Annotated in this window: 17 protein-coding genes, 11 tRNA genes and 1 rRNA gene; 26 read left to right on the top strand and 3 right to left on the bottom strand. The window is 42.0% G+C overall.

Annotated features, from left to right (window positions below; genetic code table 11):
* Both HRJ06_RS22730 and HRJ06_RS22725 read right to left on the bottom strand, forming a co-directional pair.
* Positions 1-246 (bottom strand): hypothetical protein (locus HRJ06_RS22730; protein WP_174735210.1); only part of this gene is annotated, 246 nt, incomplete at its 3' end.
* 546 nt (positions 247-792) lie between these two features.
* Positions 793-1506: a rhomboid family intramembrane serine protease gene (locus HRJ06_RS22725; RefSeq protein ID WP_174735209.1), complete on the bottom strand. Its 714-nt coding sequence runs from the start codon at positions 1504-1506 to the stop codon at positions 793-795.
* A gap of 109 nt (positions 1507-1615) precedes the next feature.
* Between HRJ06_RS22725 and acpS the strand changes: the two genes are divergently transcribed.
* From acpS to HRJ06_RS22660, 13 genes are all read left to right on the top strand, one after another.
* A complete protein-coding gene (acpS, locus tag HRJ06_RS22720) occupies positions 1616-1975 on the top strand; it encodes a holo-ACP synthase (protein WP_174735208.1) in 360 nt (119 codons plus the stop codon).
* A 200-nt stretch (positions 1976-2175) separates the two neighbouring features.
* Complete coding sequence (locus tag HRJ06_RS22715; RefSeq protein ID WP_174735207.1) at positions 2176-3192, top strand: LolA family protein; 1017 nt, start codon at positions 2176-2178, stop codon at positions 3190-3192.
* A 426-nt stretch (positions 3193-3618) separates the two neighbouring features.
* Positions 3619-3900 carry an antitoxin endoai gene (locus HRJ06_RS22710; protein WP_174735206.1) on the top strand — a complete coding sequence of 94 codons (282 nt, stop codon included), beginning with the start codon at positions 3619-3621 and terminating at the stop codon, positions 3898-3900.
* A 4-nt stretch (positions 3901-3904) separates the two neighbouring features.
* A complete protein-coding gene (gene ndoA, locus HRJ06_RS22705) occupies positions 3905-4255 on the top strand; it encodes a type II toxin-antitoxin system endoribonuclease NdoA (protein ID WP_007083556.1) in 351 nt (116 codons plus the stop codon).
* A 514-nt stretch (positions 4256-4769) separates the two neighbouring features.
* Complete coding sequence (locus HRJ06_RS22700) at positions 4770-5603, top strand: RsbT co-antagonist protein RsbRA (protein WP_174735205.1); 834 nt, start codon at positions 4770-4772, stop codon at positions 5601-5603.
* Positions 5600-5956 carry an STAS domain-containing protein gene (locus HRJ06_RS22695; RefSeq protein ID WP_009795789.1) on the top strand — a complete coding sequence of 119 codons (357 nt, stop codon included), beginning with the start codon at positions 5600-5602 and terminating at the stop codon, positions 5954-5956. Before HRJ06_RS22700 ends, HRJ06_RS22695 begins: the two co-directional genes overlap by 4 nt.
* A gap of 4 nt (positions 5957-5960) precedes the next feature.
* Entirely contained in the window at positions 5961-6362 is a 402-nt protein-coding gene (locus HRJ06_RS22690) for an anti-sigma regulatory factor (protein WP_174735204.1), read from the top strand.
* 11 nt (positions 6363-6373) lie between these two features.
* A complete protein-coding gene (locus tag HRJ06_RS22685; protein WP_174735203.1) occupies positions 6374-7384 on the top strand; it encodes a PP2C family protein-serine/threonine phosphatase in 1011 nt (336 codons plus the stop codon).
* 58 nt (positions 7385-7442) lie between these two features.
* Entirely contained in the window at positions 7443-7775 is a 333-nt protein-coding gene (locus HRJ06_RS22680) for an anti-sigma factor antagonist (RefSeq protein ID WP_174735202.1), read from the top strand.
* Complete coding sequence (rsbW, locus tag HRJ06_RS22675; protein WP_174735201.1) at positions 7772-8245, top strand: anti-sigma B factor RsbW; 474 nt, start codon at positions 7772-7774, stop codon at positions 8243-8245. Before HRJ06_RS22680 ends, rsbW begins: the two co-directional genes overlap by 4 nt.
* Positions 8223-9017 carry an RNA polymerase sigma factor SigB gene (gene sigB, locus HRJ06_RS22670; RefSeq protein ID WP_174735200.1) on the top strand — a complete coding sequence of 265 codons (795 nt, stop codon included), beginning with the start codon at positions 8223-8225 and terminating at the stop codon, positions 9015-9017. Before rsbW ends, sigB begins: the two co-directional genes overlap by 23 nt.
* On the top strand, positions 9014-9610 hold the full coding sequence (locus HRJ06_RS22665) for a PP2C family serine/threonine-protein phosphatase (RefSeq protein ID WP_174735199.1): 597 nt from the start codon (positions 9014-9016) through the stop codon (positions 9608-9610). Before sigB ends, HRJ06_RS22665 begins: the two co-directional genes overlap by 4 nt.
* A 181-nt stretch (positions 9611-9791) precedes the next feature.
* Positions 9792-11969, top strand: a complete 2178-nt coding sequence (locus HRJ06_RS22660; RefSeq protein ID WP_174735198.1) for a Tex family protein — start codon at positions 9792-9794, stop codon at positions 11967-11969.
* A 126-nt stretch (positions 11970-12095) separates the two neighbouring features.
* Here HRJ06_RS22660 and cmpA read toward each other — a convergent pair whose 3' ends face one another.
* Positions 12096-12209, bottom strand: a complete 114-nt coding sequence (cmpA, locus tag HRJ06_RS22655) for a cortex morphogenetic protein CmpA (RefSeq protein ID WP_174735197.1) — start codon at positions 12207-12209, stop codon at positions 12096-12098.
* A 98-nt stretch (positions 12210-12307) separates the two neighbouring features.
* On the opposite strand from cmpA, the gene HRJ06_RS22650 reads away from it, so the two are divergent.
* The 13 genes from HRJ06_RS22650 to HRJ06_RS22590 form a co-directional block, all read left to right on the top strand.
* Positions 12308-12769, top strand: a complete 462-nt coding sequence (locus tag HRJ06_RS22650; protein ID WP_174735196.1) for a SprT family protein — start codon at positions 12308-12310, stop codon at positions 12767-12769.
* 238 nt (positions 12770-13007) lie between these two features.
* A tRNA-Asn gene (locus HRJ06_RS22645) sits at positions 13008-13082 on the top strand.
* A gap of 2 nt (positions 13083-13084) precedes the next feature.
* A tRNA-Ser gene (locus tag HRJ06_RS22640) sits at positions 13085-13175 on the top strand.
* A 23-nt stretch (positions 13176-13198) separates the two neighbouring features.
* A tRNA-Glu gene (locus HRJ06_RS22635) sits at positions 13199-13270 on the top strand.
* Between the two features lie 31 nt (positions 13271-13301).
* A tRNA-Asp gene (locus tag HRJ06_RS22630) sits at positions 13302-13377 on the top strand.
* Between the two features lie 30 nt (positions 13378-13407).
* A tRNA-Gln gene (locus HRJ06_RS22625) sits at positions 13408-13482 on the top strand.
* A gap of 73 nt (positions 13483-13555) precedes the next feature.
* Positions 13556-13631: transfer RNA gene (locus tag HRJ06_RS22620), tRNA-Lys, on the top strand.
* Between the two features lie 17 nt (positions 13632-13648).
* Positions 13649-13733 (top strand) — tRNA-Leu (locus tag HRJ06_RS22615).
* 62 nt (positions 13734-13795) lie between these two features.
* Positions 13796-13881: transfer RNA gene (locus HRJ06_RS22610), tRNA-Leu, on the top strand.
* 61 nt (positions 13882-13942) lie between these two features.
* A tRNA-Arg gene (locus HRJ06_RS22605) sits at positions 13943-14019 on the top strand.
* 5 nt (positions 14020-14024) lie between these two features.
* Positions 14025-14101, top strand: a tRNA-Pro gene (locus tag HRJ06_RS22600).
* Positions 14102-14123: 22 nt separating this feature from the next.
* Positions 14124-14197, top strand: a tRNA-Gly gene (locus tag HRJ06_RS22595).
* A gap of 117 nt (positions 14198-14314) precedes the next feature.
* Positions 14315-14635, top strand: a 16S ribosomal RNA gene (locus HRJ06_RS22590); the annotation flags it as partial.

Below are 14635 nucleotides of genomic sequence, written 5' to 3'. Positions count from 1 at the left end.
CCAACGGCGGCGAGGAGGCTCAGCGCCGGCCCCGCGGAAAGCGAAGCGCCTGGAACGGAAATCAACAGCCCCCATTCCACCACCAACCAAATAAGACTGTAAACAAACACGATTTTCATCGAGTTTGTCTACAGTCTGAAGCGCCCCTGGGGCGCTTTTTTGAAGTTGCTCGAATCGGCTCCGCTTTTCTTGTCTAGCTGCGCCTCCTAGAATCTCGGCAAACTTCAATTCCTCCGACAGAAGCACACCCCGCTTCTTTGTCGGAATCTCCAGTTTGCTCGTTTCTGGACAGTCGCCTCCGCTTTTCTTGTCTAGCTGCGGTGCCTAACCCCTCGAGTCGCTTCGATCTTGCTGATGAAGTCAAAGAACGACTTCACCTTCAAGCCCTCCAGCGCTTGTCGGGGTTGTTCGAGGCACCTCCGCTTTTCTTGTCCAGCTGCGCCTCCTAGGGGCTCGGAATCATAAGTCAATCGCTTCGGAAGGCAAAGGACGCCTTCTGTCAGCGCTCGCCTTATGTCTGTCGCCCCTGGACAGTCGCCTCCGCTTTTCTTGTCTAGCTGCGGTGCCTAACCCCTCGAGTCGCTTCGATCTTGCTGATGAAGTCAAAGAACGACTTCACCTTCAAGCTCTCCAGCGCTTGTCGGGGTTGTTCGAGGCACCTCTGCTTTTCTTGTCTAGCTGCGCCTCCTAGAATCTCGGCAAACTTCAATTCCTCCGACAGAAGCACAACCCGCTTCTTTGTCGGAATCTCCAGTTTGCTCGATTCTGGACAGTCGGCTCCGCTTTTCAGTTTCAGTTTAAAAGGAATCCGATTATGGCTAAAAGGGCAATTCCTCCCCATAGAAGGAGTTTCGGAAGGGGAATGTTCGTTTTGGTAAAAGGTCTGCGCCTTCTGCTCGGAAATGGGGCTGAAAAGTCGGCTTTGCCCGGGAACATTAACAGGCCGATGAAGAATCCTGCCACGAGCCCGAAGATATGGGCGGTAATGTTTATGTTCGGTTGAATAAAGGTCATAATAATGCCTATAGCAGCAATCGTTAAGATGATTTGAGAGTTTTCATTGCTAAGCATATGCCTGTTGAAAAAAATCAGGGAAAGATAAAAGCCAAACAAGCCGTAAATAGCGCCGCTAGCACCGACATGTGTATATGTGACCGGCTCTAAGAGCAAGGTAGCCAAATTAGCAGCAATTCCTGCAGTAAGATAAACAAACAGGAACTTTCCTTTACCAAGCATTCGCTCAAGGGCAGGGCCGAATAAGACAAGTGAAAAGCTGTTGAAAAGAACATGAGGAAAACCGCTATGAACGAAAATAGGAGTAACGAGCCTCCAGTACTCACCTTCAAGAATATAAAGGTTGACTCCGGACAATTGCTCAAAAATCAATTTGCCTGGGAGAATCGGTAAAACAGTCGGAATAAATAAAAGTAAATGGATGAATAGGATAAAGGATGTTGCGGGATAAAAACGAATAAATTCGCGGAAGTTTTCTGTTCTGGTAAACATATGATTCCTCCTGTTATTCTATTATATAAAGGATAGCGTTTTCGCTTTTAAAATGCTACTGCCTGCATTTACTCTTTATGCATAGAAATTTCTTTTAAAGGAGAATAGCATGATTACCGGAATAGGAATTGATATCGTGGAAATAGATAGGATCTGCAAAGCTGCTGAACGGCAAACCAGGTTTTTTGAACGTATTTTATGTGAAACGGAACGAACTAGATATTTACAATTAAAAGGAAGAAGGAAAGTAGAGTTTCTAGCTGGCCGATATGCAGCCAAAGAGGCTTTTTCCAAAGCAGCTGGAACAGGAATTGGGTCGGAGCTCTCTTTTCAAGATATTGAGATTGGAAAGGATGAAAAGGGCCGGCCATTTATTACTAAGCCTTTTACAGAAGGAGTACATCTGTCAATCTCTCACAGTGAACACTATGCAGTTGCCCAAGTGATAATTGAAAAAAACAATTTTTAAATCAGCTTGTCATAGTTAGATGTAATATTCACCCAGGTTGTCTCATATATTCATAGTGCAACGGAGAGACAAGGCCAGGCGGCGGGAACATGGATTTTAGGGGACGGCTGTTAAGAGAACAGTCAAGATCTAAATGATGTCGTAATCCTGGTGTTTTCTCTCCTTTTCCAAGATGAAATGAGACAAAAGGGGTTGAAGGAATGAAGAAAAAGTTGTTGCTGCTTCTCGCCGGGCTGATGGTTATTTTTGTTTTGGCTGCCTGCGGTACAAAATCACAGGAAGCTGTGGTTAAGGAACTGGATGGAACGCTTGAGGATTTAAAAAGTTACAAGGCAAAAGCCAAAATGACATTGCAAATGGGCACGGAGCCACAGGTTTACGATGTCGAAATCTGGCACAGGGATCCAGCCTTCTATCGGGTAAATCTAAAAAATGCCCAGAAGGATCAAAGCCAGATGATTCTTCGTAATGACGAAGGAGTTTTTGTTTTAACACCTGCCCTTAACAAAAGCTTTCGGTTCCAAAGTGACTGGCCTCAAAATAGCAGTCAGGCATATTTGTACGAATCTTTAGTAAGGGACATAATCGAAGACAAGGAAGCTAAATTTTCCGCTACGAAAAACCACTATGTATTTGAGACGAAAACCCGCTATCAAAACAATCAAATGCTCCCGATCCAGGAAATCAAGCTTAGTAAAAAGGATTTGTCTCCAGTCAGTGTGAAGGTAATGGATCCGGACAGAAATTCATTGGTTACTGTTGAATTTTCAGAAGTTAAGTTTGGCACCAACTTTGATAAGGATGCCTTTGATGTTGAAAAAAATATGACTGGAGCTCAGCTTGAGGTGCCAGTAATGGCCGAAGTCAAAGACAAAGAGTTTTCCGTTAAATATCCTACGGTTGAAATTCCAGGTGTTACCTTAATCGAAGAGAAATCAATGAGCACAGAAAATGGCAAACGAGTCGTTTTAACTTATGATGGTGAAAAGTCCTTTACGCTTGTTCAGGAGAAAGCAGATGTGATGCCTGCAACGGCCTCTGCTATCCCAGTAAACGGGCAGCCTGCTGACCTAGGGTTTACAATTGGGGCAGTTACAGAAACTTCCGTTACCTGGACTAACCAAGGCATTGAATATATGATCGCGTCCAATGAGCTGACTCCTGATGAAATGGTTTCCCTCGCAAGATCTGTTCAAGGGGACACACTTGTAAAGTAATTGGAGTACACCAGCAAAACTTAATGGGTGACCAAGGTGTTAGCTGGCTGCTAAAGGTAATACTGCTGAATGTGACAACAGGCTCAAGCTTAAGGGCCTGTTTTCTTCTGTTAAAATAATCTGCTGGAAAATTGGACAGATTAAATAAGCATTCGACCATTGTAGAATTTGAGCCTGAAGCCGCCATATGTCTCTATAATCAGTCATTTAAAACTGAGAAGAATTGATTGGTCTAGCTGTCGGAAAAAGTTAACAGTTTCAATAAAGTCAATGTATTGCATGCATAAAACAACAAATTTTTGGCCGATAATACTTAAGAATTACTAATTAATCTTTGCACAGAGCCCAATTAGTGATAATATTAGTAGTGGTAGAGATATAAAGAAAAAGAACGGTATGTAGTGATGATGGTGGAGGTGTATGTTTGTGTCTGAGTCCAGCGCAACAACAGAGATCTTGGTGAAGTTACCGCAGCATCTATTGACCGAATTAGATGGTTTTGTCAAACTTGAAAATTTAAATCGCAGTGAATTTATTTATCAGGCAACTAAAATGTATCTGCGCGATAAGAAAAAGAGACAGATTCGTGAGTCCATGAGACGCGGCTATATGGAAATGGCCAAAATCAACTTAACAATTGCATCCGAAGCATTCCAAGCAGAATATGAGGCAGAACACACAGTTGAACGATTAGTAAGCGGAGGATAATCCTTTGATTGTCAAGCGTGGTGACGTTTATTTTGCGGACCTATCCCCAGTTGTTGGTTCAGAACAAGGCGGTGTCCGCCCTGTGCTTGTCATCCAAAACGACATCGGGAATCGGTTTAGTCCCACAGTAATTGTTGCAGCAATCACTGCACAAATTCAAAAAGCAAAACTGCCCACACATGTTGAAATTGATGCGAAGCGTTATGGATTTGAACGGGATTCGGTCATCCTGCTAGAACAAATCCGTACCATTGATAAGCAACGCTTAACCGATAAGATTACTCATCTCGATGACGAAATGATGGAAAAAGTGGATGAAGCCCTTCAAGTAAGTTTAGGTCTTATCGAATTCTAGCTTGAAAAGCACGCTCTCTAAAGGAGCGTTTTTTATAAGGCTATGTTAAAAGATTGGGCAAATCTTTTAACATAGCCTTATAGGTACATACTTTAACAAACCGGATGTTCTGCTATTGGGGCAAGCTTAAAAGCTTGTCTTTTTTGTGGTTTGGGAAATTATAAAATTTCAAAACTATGTATGCATTGTCCTCTCCAGCTCACACGGATAGTTCGTCTGCTGAAAGCGTATAGTTTTTTCGAGCATACTACCATCATTAGTCAAAAAACAGCTCAACCTTTTAACATGACAAAGTGTATCAAAAGGGGATATCAGGTAAGATAATAAATAAACTAAGAGAAGTTCCCAAGAAAACAACAGCGTATGTCTTTTATTTGACTGTATAAAACTGTTATCATTTAATTGATATAGAGCAACTTGTATAAATGTTTATTTCTTACATACTAAAACCTGGTTTACAATAAGGAAAAAGAGGGTAATATAAAAGCTTTGTAAAGGAGAATGGGAGGATTTGATGAATAAGGCAATTTCTAATTACATTGAGACTAATCAACAGAGGATTCTAAGTGAGTGGATTGATATCACTCGATCAACCGCTGAAGATAGAGTATTAAGGCTCGTTTCAGATCAAGTGTTTGTTGGAACAAGCAAGGAATTTATCGATTTAATTATTTCAAATATAAAAGACTCAAACGAGGAGTTTGAGTCAAAGCTTTCCGACTTTGCAGAAAAAGTTGTCCGTTTAGGATGGCCGTTAAACTTTGTGACTAAAGGCCTTCATACATTTGCCCAAATTGTCTTTGAGGAAATGAAAAAAGAGGGAATTGTCAATCAAGAGAACCAAATGGAGCTTGTTTATGAGTTTGACAACTGGGTTACCCCAATGAATAACGAAATTGTTAGTGTTTATTCAAGAACATGGGAAAGGACTGTTTCATTGCAGAAAATAGCTCTCCAAGAGCTCTCTGCTCCCCTTATTCCTGTTTTTGACGGTATCACAGTCATGCCTTTAGTTGGTACTATCGATACTGAACGTGCGAAGCAGATCATGGAAAATTTATTAAACGGTGCAGCTAAGCACCGTTCCGAGGTCGTCCTAATTGATATTACTGGGGTACCAGTAGTCGATACAATGGTGGCTCATCATATTATCCAGGCAGCTGATGCGGTTCGTTTGATTGGAGCAAAGTGTATGCTCGTTGGAATTCGTCCAGAAATAGCCCAGACGATTGTAAACCTTGGTATAAATTTAAATCAGTTTACTACTAAAAATACCTTGAAAAAGGGTATTGAAGCAGCGCTAGAAATTACTAACCGAAAAATTGTTGAGATGGAGGGAGAAAAATGAGAATACCAATTCTAAAATTACATGATTGCTTGCTAGTCTCCATTCAATGGGAATTGGATGACCAAACAGCCCTTCAATTTCAGGAAGACTTACTTCATAAAATACATGAAACAAGTGCAAATGGAGTTGTAATCGACCTTACATCCATTGACTTCATTGATTCATTTATAGCGAAAGTTTTAGGAGACGTAATTAATATGTCTAAGCTTATGGGAGCTAAAGTAGTCATTACCGGCATTCAGCCAGCTGTTGCAATTACGCTGATTGAACTAGGAATTGGTCTAGATGATGTCCTAACTGCATTAGATTTAGAAAAAGGTTTGGAGAAATTACAACAGGAATTGGGGGATTAACTGTATGGACATCCAATCCTGCGTAACAATTATTAATGAATGGGACATCGTGGCAGCCCGTCAACTTGGGAGAAATGTCGCGAAAGAGCTTGGGTTTGGAACGGTTGACCAAGCAAGGATTACCACGGCAATCAGCGAATTGGCGCGAAACATCTATCTTTATGCCGGTAAAGGACAAATTTGTATTGATAAATTAAACGAAAATGGCAAAGTGGGGTTGCGAATCAATGCAGCTGATAGTGGCCCGGGAATTAGCGAGATACGCCAAGTAATGGAGGATGGCTATTCAACATCCGGGGGCCTAGGAGCTGGTCTTCCAGGTGTCAAACGACTGATGGATCAGTTCGATATTGACTCTTCTCCTGGGAATGGGACGAAGATTATAGCAACCAAATGGCTCCGTTAGGAGGAAACAGGATGGACTTCCGAGAAACGATGGAATCAAAGTATAGGGATATACTGGAAAAATATATACAAGAACAATCGGAGCAAGCCCTTTATGCCGGTCAGAAATTCAGCCGGAAGTCGATTGAACATAAAATTTCTCCAGAGGAAATAATCAGTATCCATAAGAGCTTGCTAACTGAAATGTATCCTGATATCCCTGAAAAGGTTATCAACTCTTTTGATATTCTGTTAGAAGTAATGATTGGCTATGGTCTAGCCTATCGGGAACATCAAAGCCTTCGCCATATGCAAGAAGAATTAAGATCTGAAATGGAAATTGCCGCCAATGTTCAGCAAACGCTTTTAGGAACAAATGTACCTAAGGTGGAAGGAATGGATATCGGGGCGATTAGTGTGCCTGCAAGACATATGAATGGTGACTATTTTCACTTTGTTCAGGATGAGAACAATTGTATAAGTGTAGCAATCGCAGATGTAATAGGAAAAGGAATTCCTGCAGCGCTTTGTATGTCTATGATTAAATACGCCATGGATAGCCTTCCGGAAAACCATTATGGACCCAGCAGCATCCTAGAGAATCTAAATAGGGTTGTTGAACAAAACGTGGATCCAAGCATGTTTATCACAATGTTTTATGGGATGTTTAATCCTGCAAACAACCTTTTCTATTACGCCTCTGCAGGCCACGAACCAGGGTTTTACTATAGTGCAGAAACAAAAGAATACATTGAATTGCGGGCAAAAGGCCTGCTCCTTGGTGTGGAAAAGAAAACAGTATACAAGCAGTATGAAAAAGAAGTTTTCCCGGGAGACATGATTGTCCTAATGTCAGATGGAGTTACTGAATGCCGCACTGAAGAAGGTTTCATCGAAAGAGAAACACTGATTGCTTATATTAATAAATATATTCACTTAGGCGCTCAGGATATTGTTAATAATATCTATAAAGATCTCGAAAAACTCCAACACTTTCAATTGCGGGATGATTTTACCTTAATTATTTTAAAAAGAAATGTTTAACTATGTAAGCCTGTGGGTAAATTTAAAAAGCAATTGAATGCAAAGAGGTGGGTCATTGATGAATATTGTAATAGATGTTAAAGAAACAGAAGATTTTACGGAAATTAAAGTAGTCGGTGAAATTGACGCTTATACAGCCCCAAAGCTCCGCGAAACGCTTTTTCCTATTTCAGAGAAGGCCGGAGTGAAGATGGTTGTGAATTTATCTGAAGTATCTTATATGGACAGTACCGGGCTAGGTGTGTTTGTAGGTGTCTTTAAAAACGTCCGAGCCCAAGGTGGAGAATTTAAGCTGGTTGGACTATCTGAACGCTTGCAAAGGCTGTTCGAAATCACCGGACTAGCTGACATTATTGATATTAACAGCCAGATAGAGGGTGGAGTACAATGACACAACCGTTTGACTACATTGAAATGAAAATCCCGGCCAAACCGGAGTTTGTTGGAGTGATTCGTCTGACTCTATCTGGGATTGCCAGCAGAATGGGTTTTTCTTATGACGAAATTGAAGACCTGAAGATTGCTACTAGCGAAGCTTGTACGAACGCTGTGCAGCATGCCTATAATATGAATGAACAAGGTGAAGTTGTTATTGGGTTCGGTTTGTATCAAAATCGTCTAGAAGTAATGGTAGCAGACAGTGGGCAGAGTTTTGATTTTAACTCGGCGCGCCAAGGTATAGGACCTTACGACCAGAATGATTCTGTGGAATTCTTACGTGAAGGAGGATTAGGGCTCTATCTGATCGAAACATTGATGGACGAAGTTAGAATTCATCATAAAGAAGGGGTTACCGTCTTTATGACGAAGTACCGAGAAGGAGAGCAGGTGGAGAGAGATGCAGAGACAATCTCAACCTAATCAAAAAACAAAGGAAGAAATCAACGATTTAATCAGAGCCTACCAACTTCACGAAGATGAATCTGCCCAGAATGAGCTGGTCCTCAATTATAAAAATCTAGTTGAAACAATTGCAAGGAAATATTCAAAAGGTCGTTCTTTCCATGAGGATATTGCCCAGGTCGGCATGCTTGGCTTGCTAGGAGCTATTCGAAGATATGATGAATCTTTTGGCAAAAGCTTTGAGGCGTTTGCTGTACCAACGATTATCGGAGAGATTAAACGCTTCTTAAGGGACAAGACATGGAGTGTCCACGTTCCTCGCAGAATAAAAGAATTAGGTCCCAAAATAAAAACAACTGTAGAAGATCTGACGACCCAGCTTCATAGATCCCCAAGAGTGGAAGAAATCGCCGAGGCTCTTGAAGTATCCGAAGAAGAGCTCTTAGAGGCGATGGAAATGGGGAAAAGCTACCAGGCTTTATCTGTTGACCATTCTATCGAAGCTGATTCAGATGGCGGTACAGTTACGTTGCTTGACATCGTTGGAAATATTGATGACGGCTACGAAAAAATCAATCAAAGGCTTGTTCTTGAGAAAGTCCTGCACGTTTTATCTGAACGTGAAAAAATGATCATTCAGTATACATTTCTGGAGAATCTTAGTCAAAAAGAAGCAGGGGACAAACTCGGTATTTCTCAAATGCATGTCTCTCGCCTGCAACGCAGAGCCATTAAGAAACTTCAAGAAGCCATACATGCAGAGACGAATAACTCGGAGTGTATTACATGATCTACGAAGTTAAAGACAAGCTAGAGTTATTTGCCCACCAGACAACCAAAGAAGGAAAAACGGAGTGCGGAGACAGTTACTTTTATACTACGACAGAAGAGTACTTCGTTTGTGTGTTAGCAGATGGGCTTGGCAGCGGGCAATTTGCTCATGAAGCCTCCGCAGCAGTGGTTTCTGTGGTTGAGGACAACCATCATGAAGATGTGGAAACACTTATGAAACGCTGCAATAATAACCTCGTTCAGAAACGGGGTGCAGCGGTCTCAATATTTAAGGTGTATTTTAAAACGAGAGAATTTGTATATAGTTGTGTTGGGAATATCCGTTTCTTTCTATATTCCAATGGTGGAAAGCTTACGTACCCACTTCCTGTTACAGGTTATTTATCTGGAAGGCCGCAGGTTTTCCACACGCAACGGTTTGTCTTTGAACCTGATTCTAAATTTTTGATATACTCGGATGGATTTGACATTCATGGAGTTAAATCGCTCCTAAAGAGTTATCTCCCTGTCGAGTCGATTGGCGAAGAAATCAAAAGGCTTTATCAAAATTCAATGGATGATGCAACTTTTATCGTGGGAAGCTTACTCTAACAGAGAAGTTTCTTTTTTTTTGGATGTTACCAGTTGAAATGTGCCGTTAATATTCGATTTTGGTACACTAGTAGAAGGACTGATGACAATTAGCTTTAGAAACTGTCCAGCTACGAGCGCATTAGACTTTTAAAAAATTAATTGGCGTTCTGTACTTTTTTAAAAATTGGAGGATTGTCTTTTGAAACAAGCAGCTGAAAATCAAGAGCTTCATTTTAAGAACATTAGTGTGGAACAATCCGTTTCGGCCAAACAGGTAAAAAGTGTTATTAAATTGCTTGATGAAGGTAACACTGTACCATTTATTGCCCGTTACCGTAAGGAACAGACTGGAGCTCTGGACGAAGTTCAAATAAAAAACATAATGGAAAGATGGCAGTACATACAAAACCTCGAACAACGAAAAGAGGAAGTAATCAGGCTAATTGGAGAACAAGGGAAACTAACTGAAGAGATAAAGACCAATATAGAAAAGTCTTTGAAACTTCAGGAAGTGGAGGATCTATACCGTCCCTTTAAGCAAAAACGGCGCACTAAAGCAACCGTTGCTAAGGAAAAAGGACTTGAGCCGCTTGCGCTATGGCTGTTGGGGCTTCCTGTTCAGGGGGATCTGAACAAAAAGGCAGCTGAATTTATAAATGAGGAAAAGGAAGTTCTCTCAGCTGAGGATGCGCTTTCTGGCGCGAAAGATATTATCGCAGAAATGGTATCTGACGATGCTGAAAGCCGTAAATGGATTAGACGGGAAACTTTTAAAACAGGAATGATTGAATCGACAGTAAAAGACGAGGAAAAAGATGAGAAAAAGGTCTTTGAAATGTACTTTACTTATTCTGAACCAATCAGTAAAATTGTTCCGCACCGTACTCTTGCATTGAACAGGGGAGAAAAGGAAGACATCCTAAGAGTTTCTGTGAAGCCCGATGTTGATAAGGTTATGAGATTCCTCAATAACAGATGGATTAAAACTGAGCGGTCTACAGCTTCGAAGCATGTGTATGAAGCGGTAGAAGATGGTTATAAGCGCCTCATTCAACCGTCGATTGAGCGTGAAATTAGAAATGAATTAACCGAAAAGGCCGAGGAACAAGCGATCCACATTTTCTCCGAAAATCTAAGAAACCTTTTACTGCAGCCTCCGTTAAAGGGAAAAGTTGTTTTAGGAGTTGACCCAGCATATCGAACTGGCTGTAAGCTGGCTGTCGTAAATGAAATTGGAAGAGTGCTTGAAATTGGAGTCATTTACCCCCACCCGCCTGCAGCCAAAAGGCATGAAGCTAGGGAAAAGATCATCCGTTTTCTGAAAGATTATAATGTTGAAATGGTGGCCATCGGAAACGGGACGGCGTCGAGAGAAACAGAACAATTCGTGGCGGATATTTTAAAGGAATTAGACAAAGAAATCTTTTACCTAATTGTAAATGAAGCGGGTGCAAGTGTTTACTCAGCCTCTGATGTTGCTCGTGAAGAGTTCCCTGATTATCAGGTTGAGGAAAGGAGTGCTGTTTCAATTGCCAGGCGGCTGCAAGATCCGCTCTCTGAGCTTGTAAAAATTGACCCTAAATCTGTCGGTGTGGGCCAATATCAACACGATGTCGGTCAAAAAAAGCTTTCTGAGTCCCTAACATTCGTAGTTGAGACAGCAGTTAACCAGGTTGGGGTAAATGTCAACACAGCTTCATCTTCGCTTCTTCAATATGTTTCGGGCCTTTCTAAAGCGGTGGCAAGCAATATTGTTAAAAAGAGAGAAGAAGAAGGGAAATTCACCAATCGAAAGCAATTAAAGAAAATACCAAGGCTCGGAGCCAAAACATATGAACAGGCGATCGGCTTTTTGAGAATTAATGATGGTGCTGAGCCGCTAGATCGGACCGGAATACACCCGGAAAGCTACAATGAAGTTGGTCAGCTTTTATCCAGTCTAGGGTTTGGAAAGAAAGATTTAGGTTCTGCAGAGCTTAGAGAAGTACTTTCTAAGATAAATATTAGTCAAACAGCAACAGATCTACAAATTGGCGAGCTCACGTTAAAAGATATTATAGACGCCCTAATGAGGCCTGAGAGAGATCCTCGTGACGAGATGGCAGCACCTTTATTGAAAAAGGATGTTTTGAAGCTTGAAGATCTAAAAGAAGGTATGGAACTTCAGGGGACCGTCCGTAATGTAGTGGATTTTGGAGCATTTGTAGATATAGGTGTTAAACAGGATGGTCTTGTCCACATTTCGAAGCTAAGCAATAAGTTTGTGAAACACCCTTTCGATGTGGTTTCAGTCGGTGATGTTGTTACCGTATGGGTGGATAGCGTAGATGTTAAAAAGGGCAGAGTTTCTCTAACAATGCTTCTTGATAAGGGTTAAAAATTAAGAACAGATATAAGATGCCTAGCCATTTCGCTTTAGGCAGGCATCTTAAGTTAGGTTTCTAGACAGCTATGAGTATGTTCAGCAGCGTGGATGCTGGTAACTATCATTCACTGTGTTATTCTAAACGCAGTGTTTCTTTCTGTAAAAATACCAGCATTGATTGAGCATTCTGATCTGATGGCTGTTTTTTTCGTAAAAGGCTCGTTTCATTTGATTCTGAAACCAGATTGGCATTTATATCCCCCCATGTAACTTTTTTCGTATAAAAGGTATAGATACTATATGCTATAATGGGTTGTCATGTTCACTATCTAATCGGGCGGTACAAACTGATGACTAATGAAGAATTACAGGTTTTAGTTGAGGATCTTTCCTTGAAGTATTTTAAAAAGCCGTTCAGGCACATTGCCTTCTTTAATCCTAGGCTCCGGACAACCGGAGGAAGGTATATGTTAAACAGCCATAACATTGAAATAAATAAATTGTATTTCGCGGAGTTAGGGATAGATGAGCTGGTTGGCATTATCAAGCACGAATTATGCCATTATCATTTACACCTAGAAGGGAAAGGGTATAAGCATCGGGACCGTGATTTTAGAAATTTGCTTAAACATGTAGACGCCCCCCGCTTCTGCTCTGTACTTCCTGGCGCCAAGAAAAAAAGAGAAAGTAGATTAGTTCGAGCTTATAGATGCAGCAATTGTGGTTTGATATACAAACGGAAAAGAAGAATAGACACTTCTAAGTATGTTTGTGGCAAATGCCGCGGCAAACTAGTTGAAGAGAAGTGTTGACTGGTTACTAAAGCTGTGTTAAGGTAGTTAACCAGCTATTAGTTGGTTAACACACTTCAAAAAAAGATCTTGACTTTCATTTAACACGTTCTTATAATATAAAGAGTCGATAAGGCGGGTGCGTTATTCCAGAGGTACTCACTGGCAGGGCAGCTCGCAAATATTCTTGGACAGATTAAGACTTCACCCTAACAACAATGCGAAGGTGAAGAGATCGACGAACGATAGTTAATATTATTCCGCAGTAGCTCAGTGGTAGAGCATTCGGCTGTTAACCGAACGGTCGTAGGTTCGAGTCCTACCTGCGGAGCCAACGGGGAAGTACTCAAGTGGCTGAAGAGGCGCCCCTGCTAAGGGTGTAGGTCGCGTAAGCGGCGCGAGGGTTCAAATCCCTCCTTCTCCGCCAGATGGTTTTTCTTTTCTTTTAATGGCCCCTTGGTCAAGCGGTTAAGACACCGCCCTTTCACGGCGGTAACACGGGTTCGAATCCCGTAGGGGTCACTTTATTTTTAGATTAAAATTAATTTCATGTGGTCCCGTGGTGTAGCGGTTAACATGCCTGCCTGTCACGCAGGAGATCGCGGGTTCGATTCCCGTCGGGACCGCCATTTTTTACCGGTATATTGAACTATTATAGATGGGCTATAGCCAAGCGGTAAGGCAACGGACTTTGACTCCGTCATGCGCAGGTTCAAATCCTGCTAGCCCAGCCATTTTTTAATGCTTATGTGATCGTGATATTGAAAACCTCACGAAGTCCTTACTTTAGGATGCTGAATATTAAGCGAGCCATTAGCTCAGTTGGTAGAGCATCTGACTTTTAATCAGAGGGTCGAAGGTTCGAATCCTTCATGGCTCACCATTTCTAATAACTTGTATGCGGGTGTGGCGGAATTGGCAGACGCACCAGACTTAGGATCTGGCGCCGCAAGGCGTGGGGGTTCGACTCCCTTCACCCGCACCATTTATTGCCAGTTGAAATTACAACTTAGATTTGTTAAGATATATATCTGCTCTAATAAAAATGCGGTCGTGGCGGAATGGCAGACGCGCTAGGTTGAGGGCCTAGTGGGGGCAACCCCGTGGAGGTTCAAGTCCTCTCGGCCGCACCAAACAAGATGTTGACATATCGATCTATATTTGTTAACATATAAGAGTTGCTTTATTAATTAAGCGCCCGTAGCTCAATTGGATAGAGCATCTGACTACGAATCAGAAGGTTGTAGGTTCGAATCCCGCCGGGCGCGCCATTTATCGGGAAGTAGCTCAGCTTGGTAGAGCACTTGGTTTGGGACCAAGGGGTCGCAGGTTCGAATCCTGTCTTCCCGACCATCCGAAACTTACAATATTATATGCGGGTGTAGTTTAGTGGTAAAACCTCAGCCTTCCAAGCTGATGATGAGGGTTCGATTCCCTTCACCCGCTCCAATAATTAGTTGTTCTTTGAAAACTAAACAAACAAGCGTCAACAAACAATATTTATAGTGACTTCATTTATGAAGATCACTAGCCAACGTTTTAAATTATGAGCTAAACTCATACTCTTTTTTGGAGAGTTTGATCCTGGCTCAGGACGAACGCTGGCGGCGTGCCTAATACATGCAAGTCGAGCGGACAGATGGGAGCTTGCTCCCTGAAGTCAGCGGCGGACGGGTGAGTAACACGTGGGCAACCTGCCTGTAAGACTGGGATAACTTCGGGAAACCGGAGCTAATACCGGATAATTCTTTTCCTTTCATGAGGAAAAGCTGAAAGACGGTTTCGGCTGTCACTTACAGATGGGCCCGCGGCGCATTAGCTAGTTGGTGAGGTAACGGCTCACCAAGGCGACGATGCGTAGCCGACCTGAGAGGGTGATCGGCCACA

Origin of the sequence: Mesobacillus harenae, from assembly GCF_013343715.1 — a bacterium.
In the GTDB taxonomy this organism is placed as follows: Bacteria; Bacillota; Bacilli; order Bacillales; family Cytobacillaceae; genus Mesobacillus_A; species Mesobacillus_A harenae.
Note: the sequence above shows the minus strand (reverse complement) of the source record. Positions and strands in the feature narration are given on the sequence as shown.

Excerpts from the sequence above, each read along its gene's own strand:
- HRJ06_RS22700 (WP_174735205.1), top strand. The coding sequence starts at position 4,770 with ATGAATAAGGCAATTTCTAATTACATTGAGACTAATCAACAGAGGATT.
- HRJ06_RS22695 (WP_009795789.1), top strand. The coding sequence starts at position 5,600 with ATGAGAATACCAATTCTAAAATTACATGATTGCTTGCTAGTCTCCATT.
- HRJ06_RS22725 (WP_174735209.1), bottom strand. The coding sequence starts at position 1,506 with ATGTTTACCAGAACAGAAAACTTCCGCGAATTTATTCGTTTTTATCCC.
- HRJ06_RS22690 (WP_174735204.1), top strand. The coding sequence starts at position 5,961 with ATGGACATCCAATCCTGCGTAACAATTATTAATGAATGGGACATCGTG.
- HRJ06_RS22650 (WP_174735196.1), top strand. The coding sequence starts at position 12,308 with ATGACTAATGAAGAATTACAGGTTTTAGTTGAGGATCTTTCCTTGAAG.
- HRJ06_RS22665 (WP_174735199.1), top strand. The coding sequence starts at position 9,014 with ATGATCTACGAAGTTAAAGACAAGCTAGAGTTATTTGCCCACCAGACA.
- HRJ06_RS22680 (WP_174735202.1), top strand. The coding sequence starts at position 7,443 with ATGAATATTGTAATAGATGTTAAAGAAACAGAAGATTTTACGGAAATT.
- sigB (WP_174735200.1), top strand. The coding sequence starts at position 8,223 with ATGCAGAGACAATCTCAACCTAATCAAAAAACAAAGGAAGAAATCAAC.
- cmpA (WP_174735197.1), bottom strand. The coding sequence starts at position 12,209 with ATGCCAATCTGGTTTCAGAATCAAATGAAACGAGCCTTTTACGAAAAA.
- rsbW (WP_174735201.1), top strand. The coding sequence starts at position 7,772 with ATGACACAACCGTTTGACTACATTGAAATGAAAATCCCGGCCAAACCG.
- HRJ06_RS22715 (WP_174735207.1), top strand. The coding sequence starts at position 2,176 with ATGAAGAAAAAGTTGTTGCTGCTTCTCGCCGGGCTGATGGTTATTTTT.
- HRJ06_RS22685 (WP_174735203.1), top strand. The coding sequence starts at position 6,374 with ATGGACTTCCGAGAAACGATGGAATCAAAGTATAGGGATATACTGGAA.
- acpS (WP_174735208.1), top strand. The coding sequence starts at position 1,616 with ATGATTACCGGAATAGGAATTGATATCGTGGAAATAGATAGGATCTGC.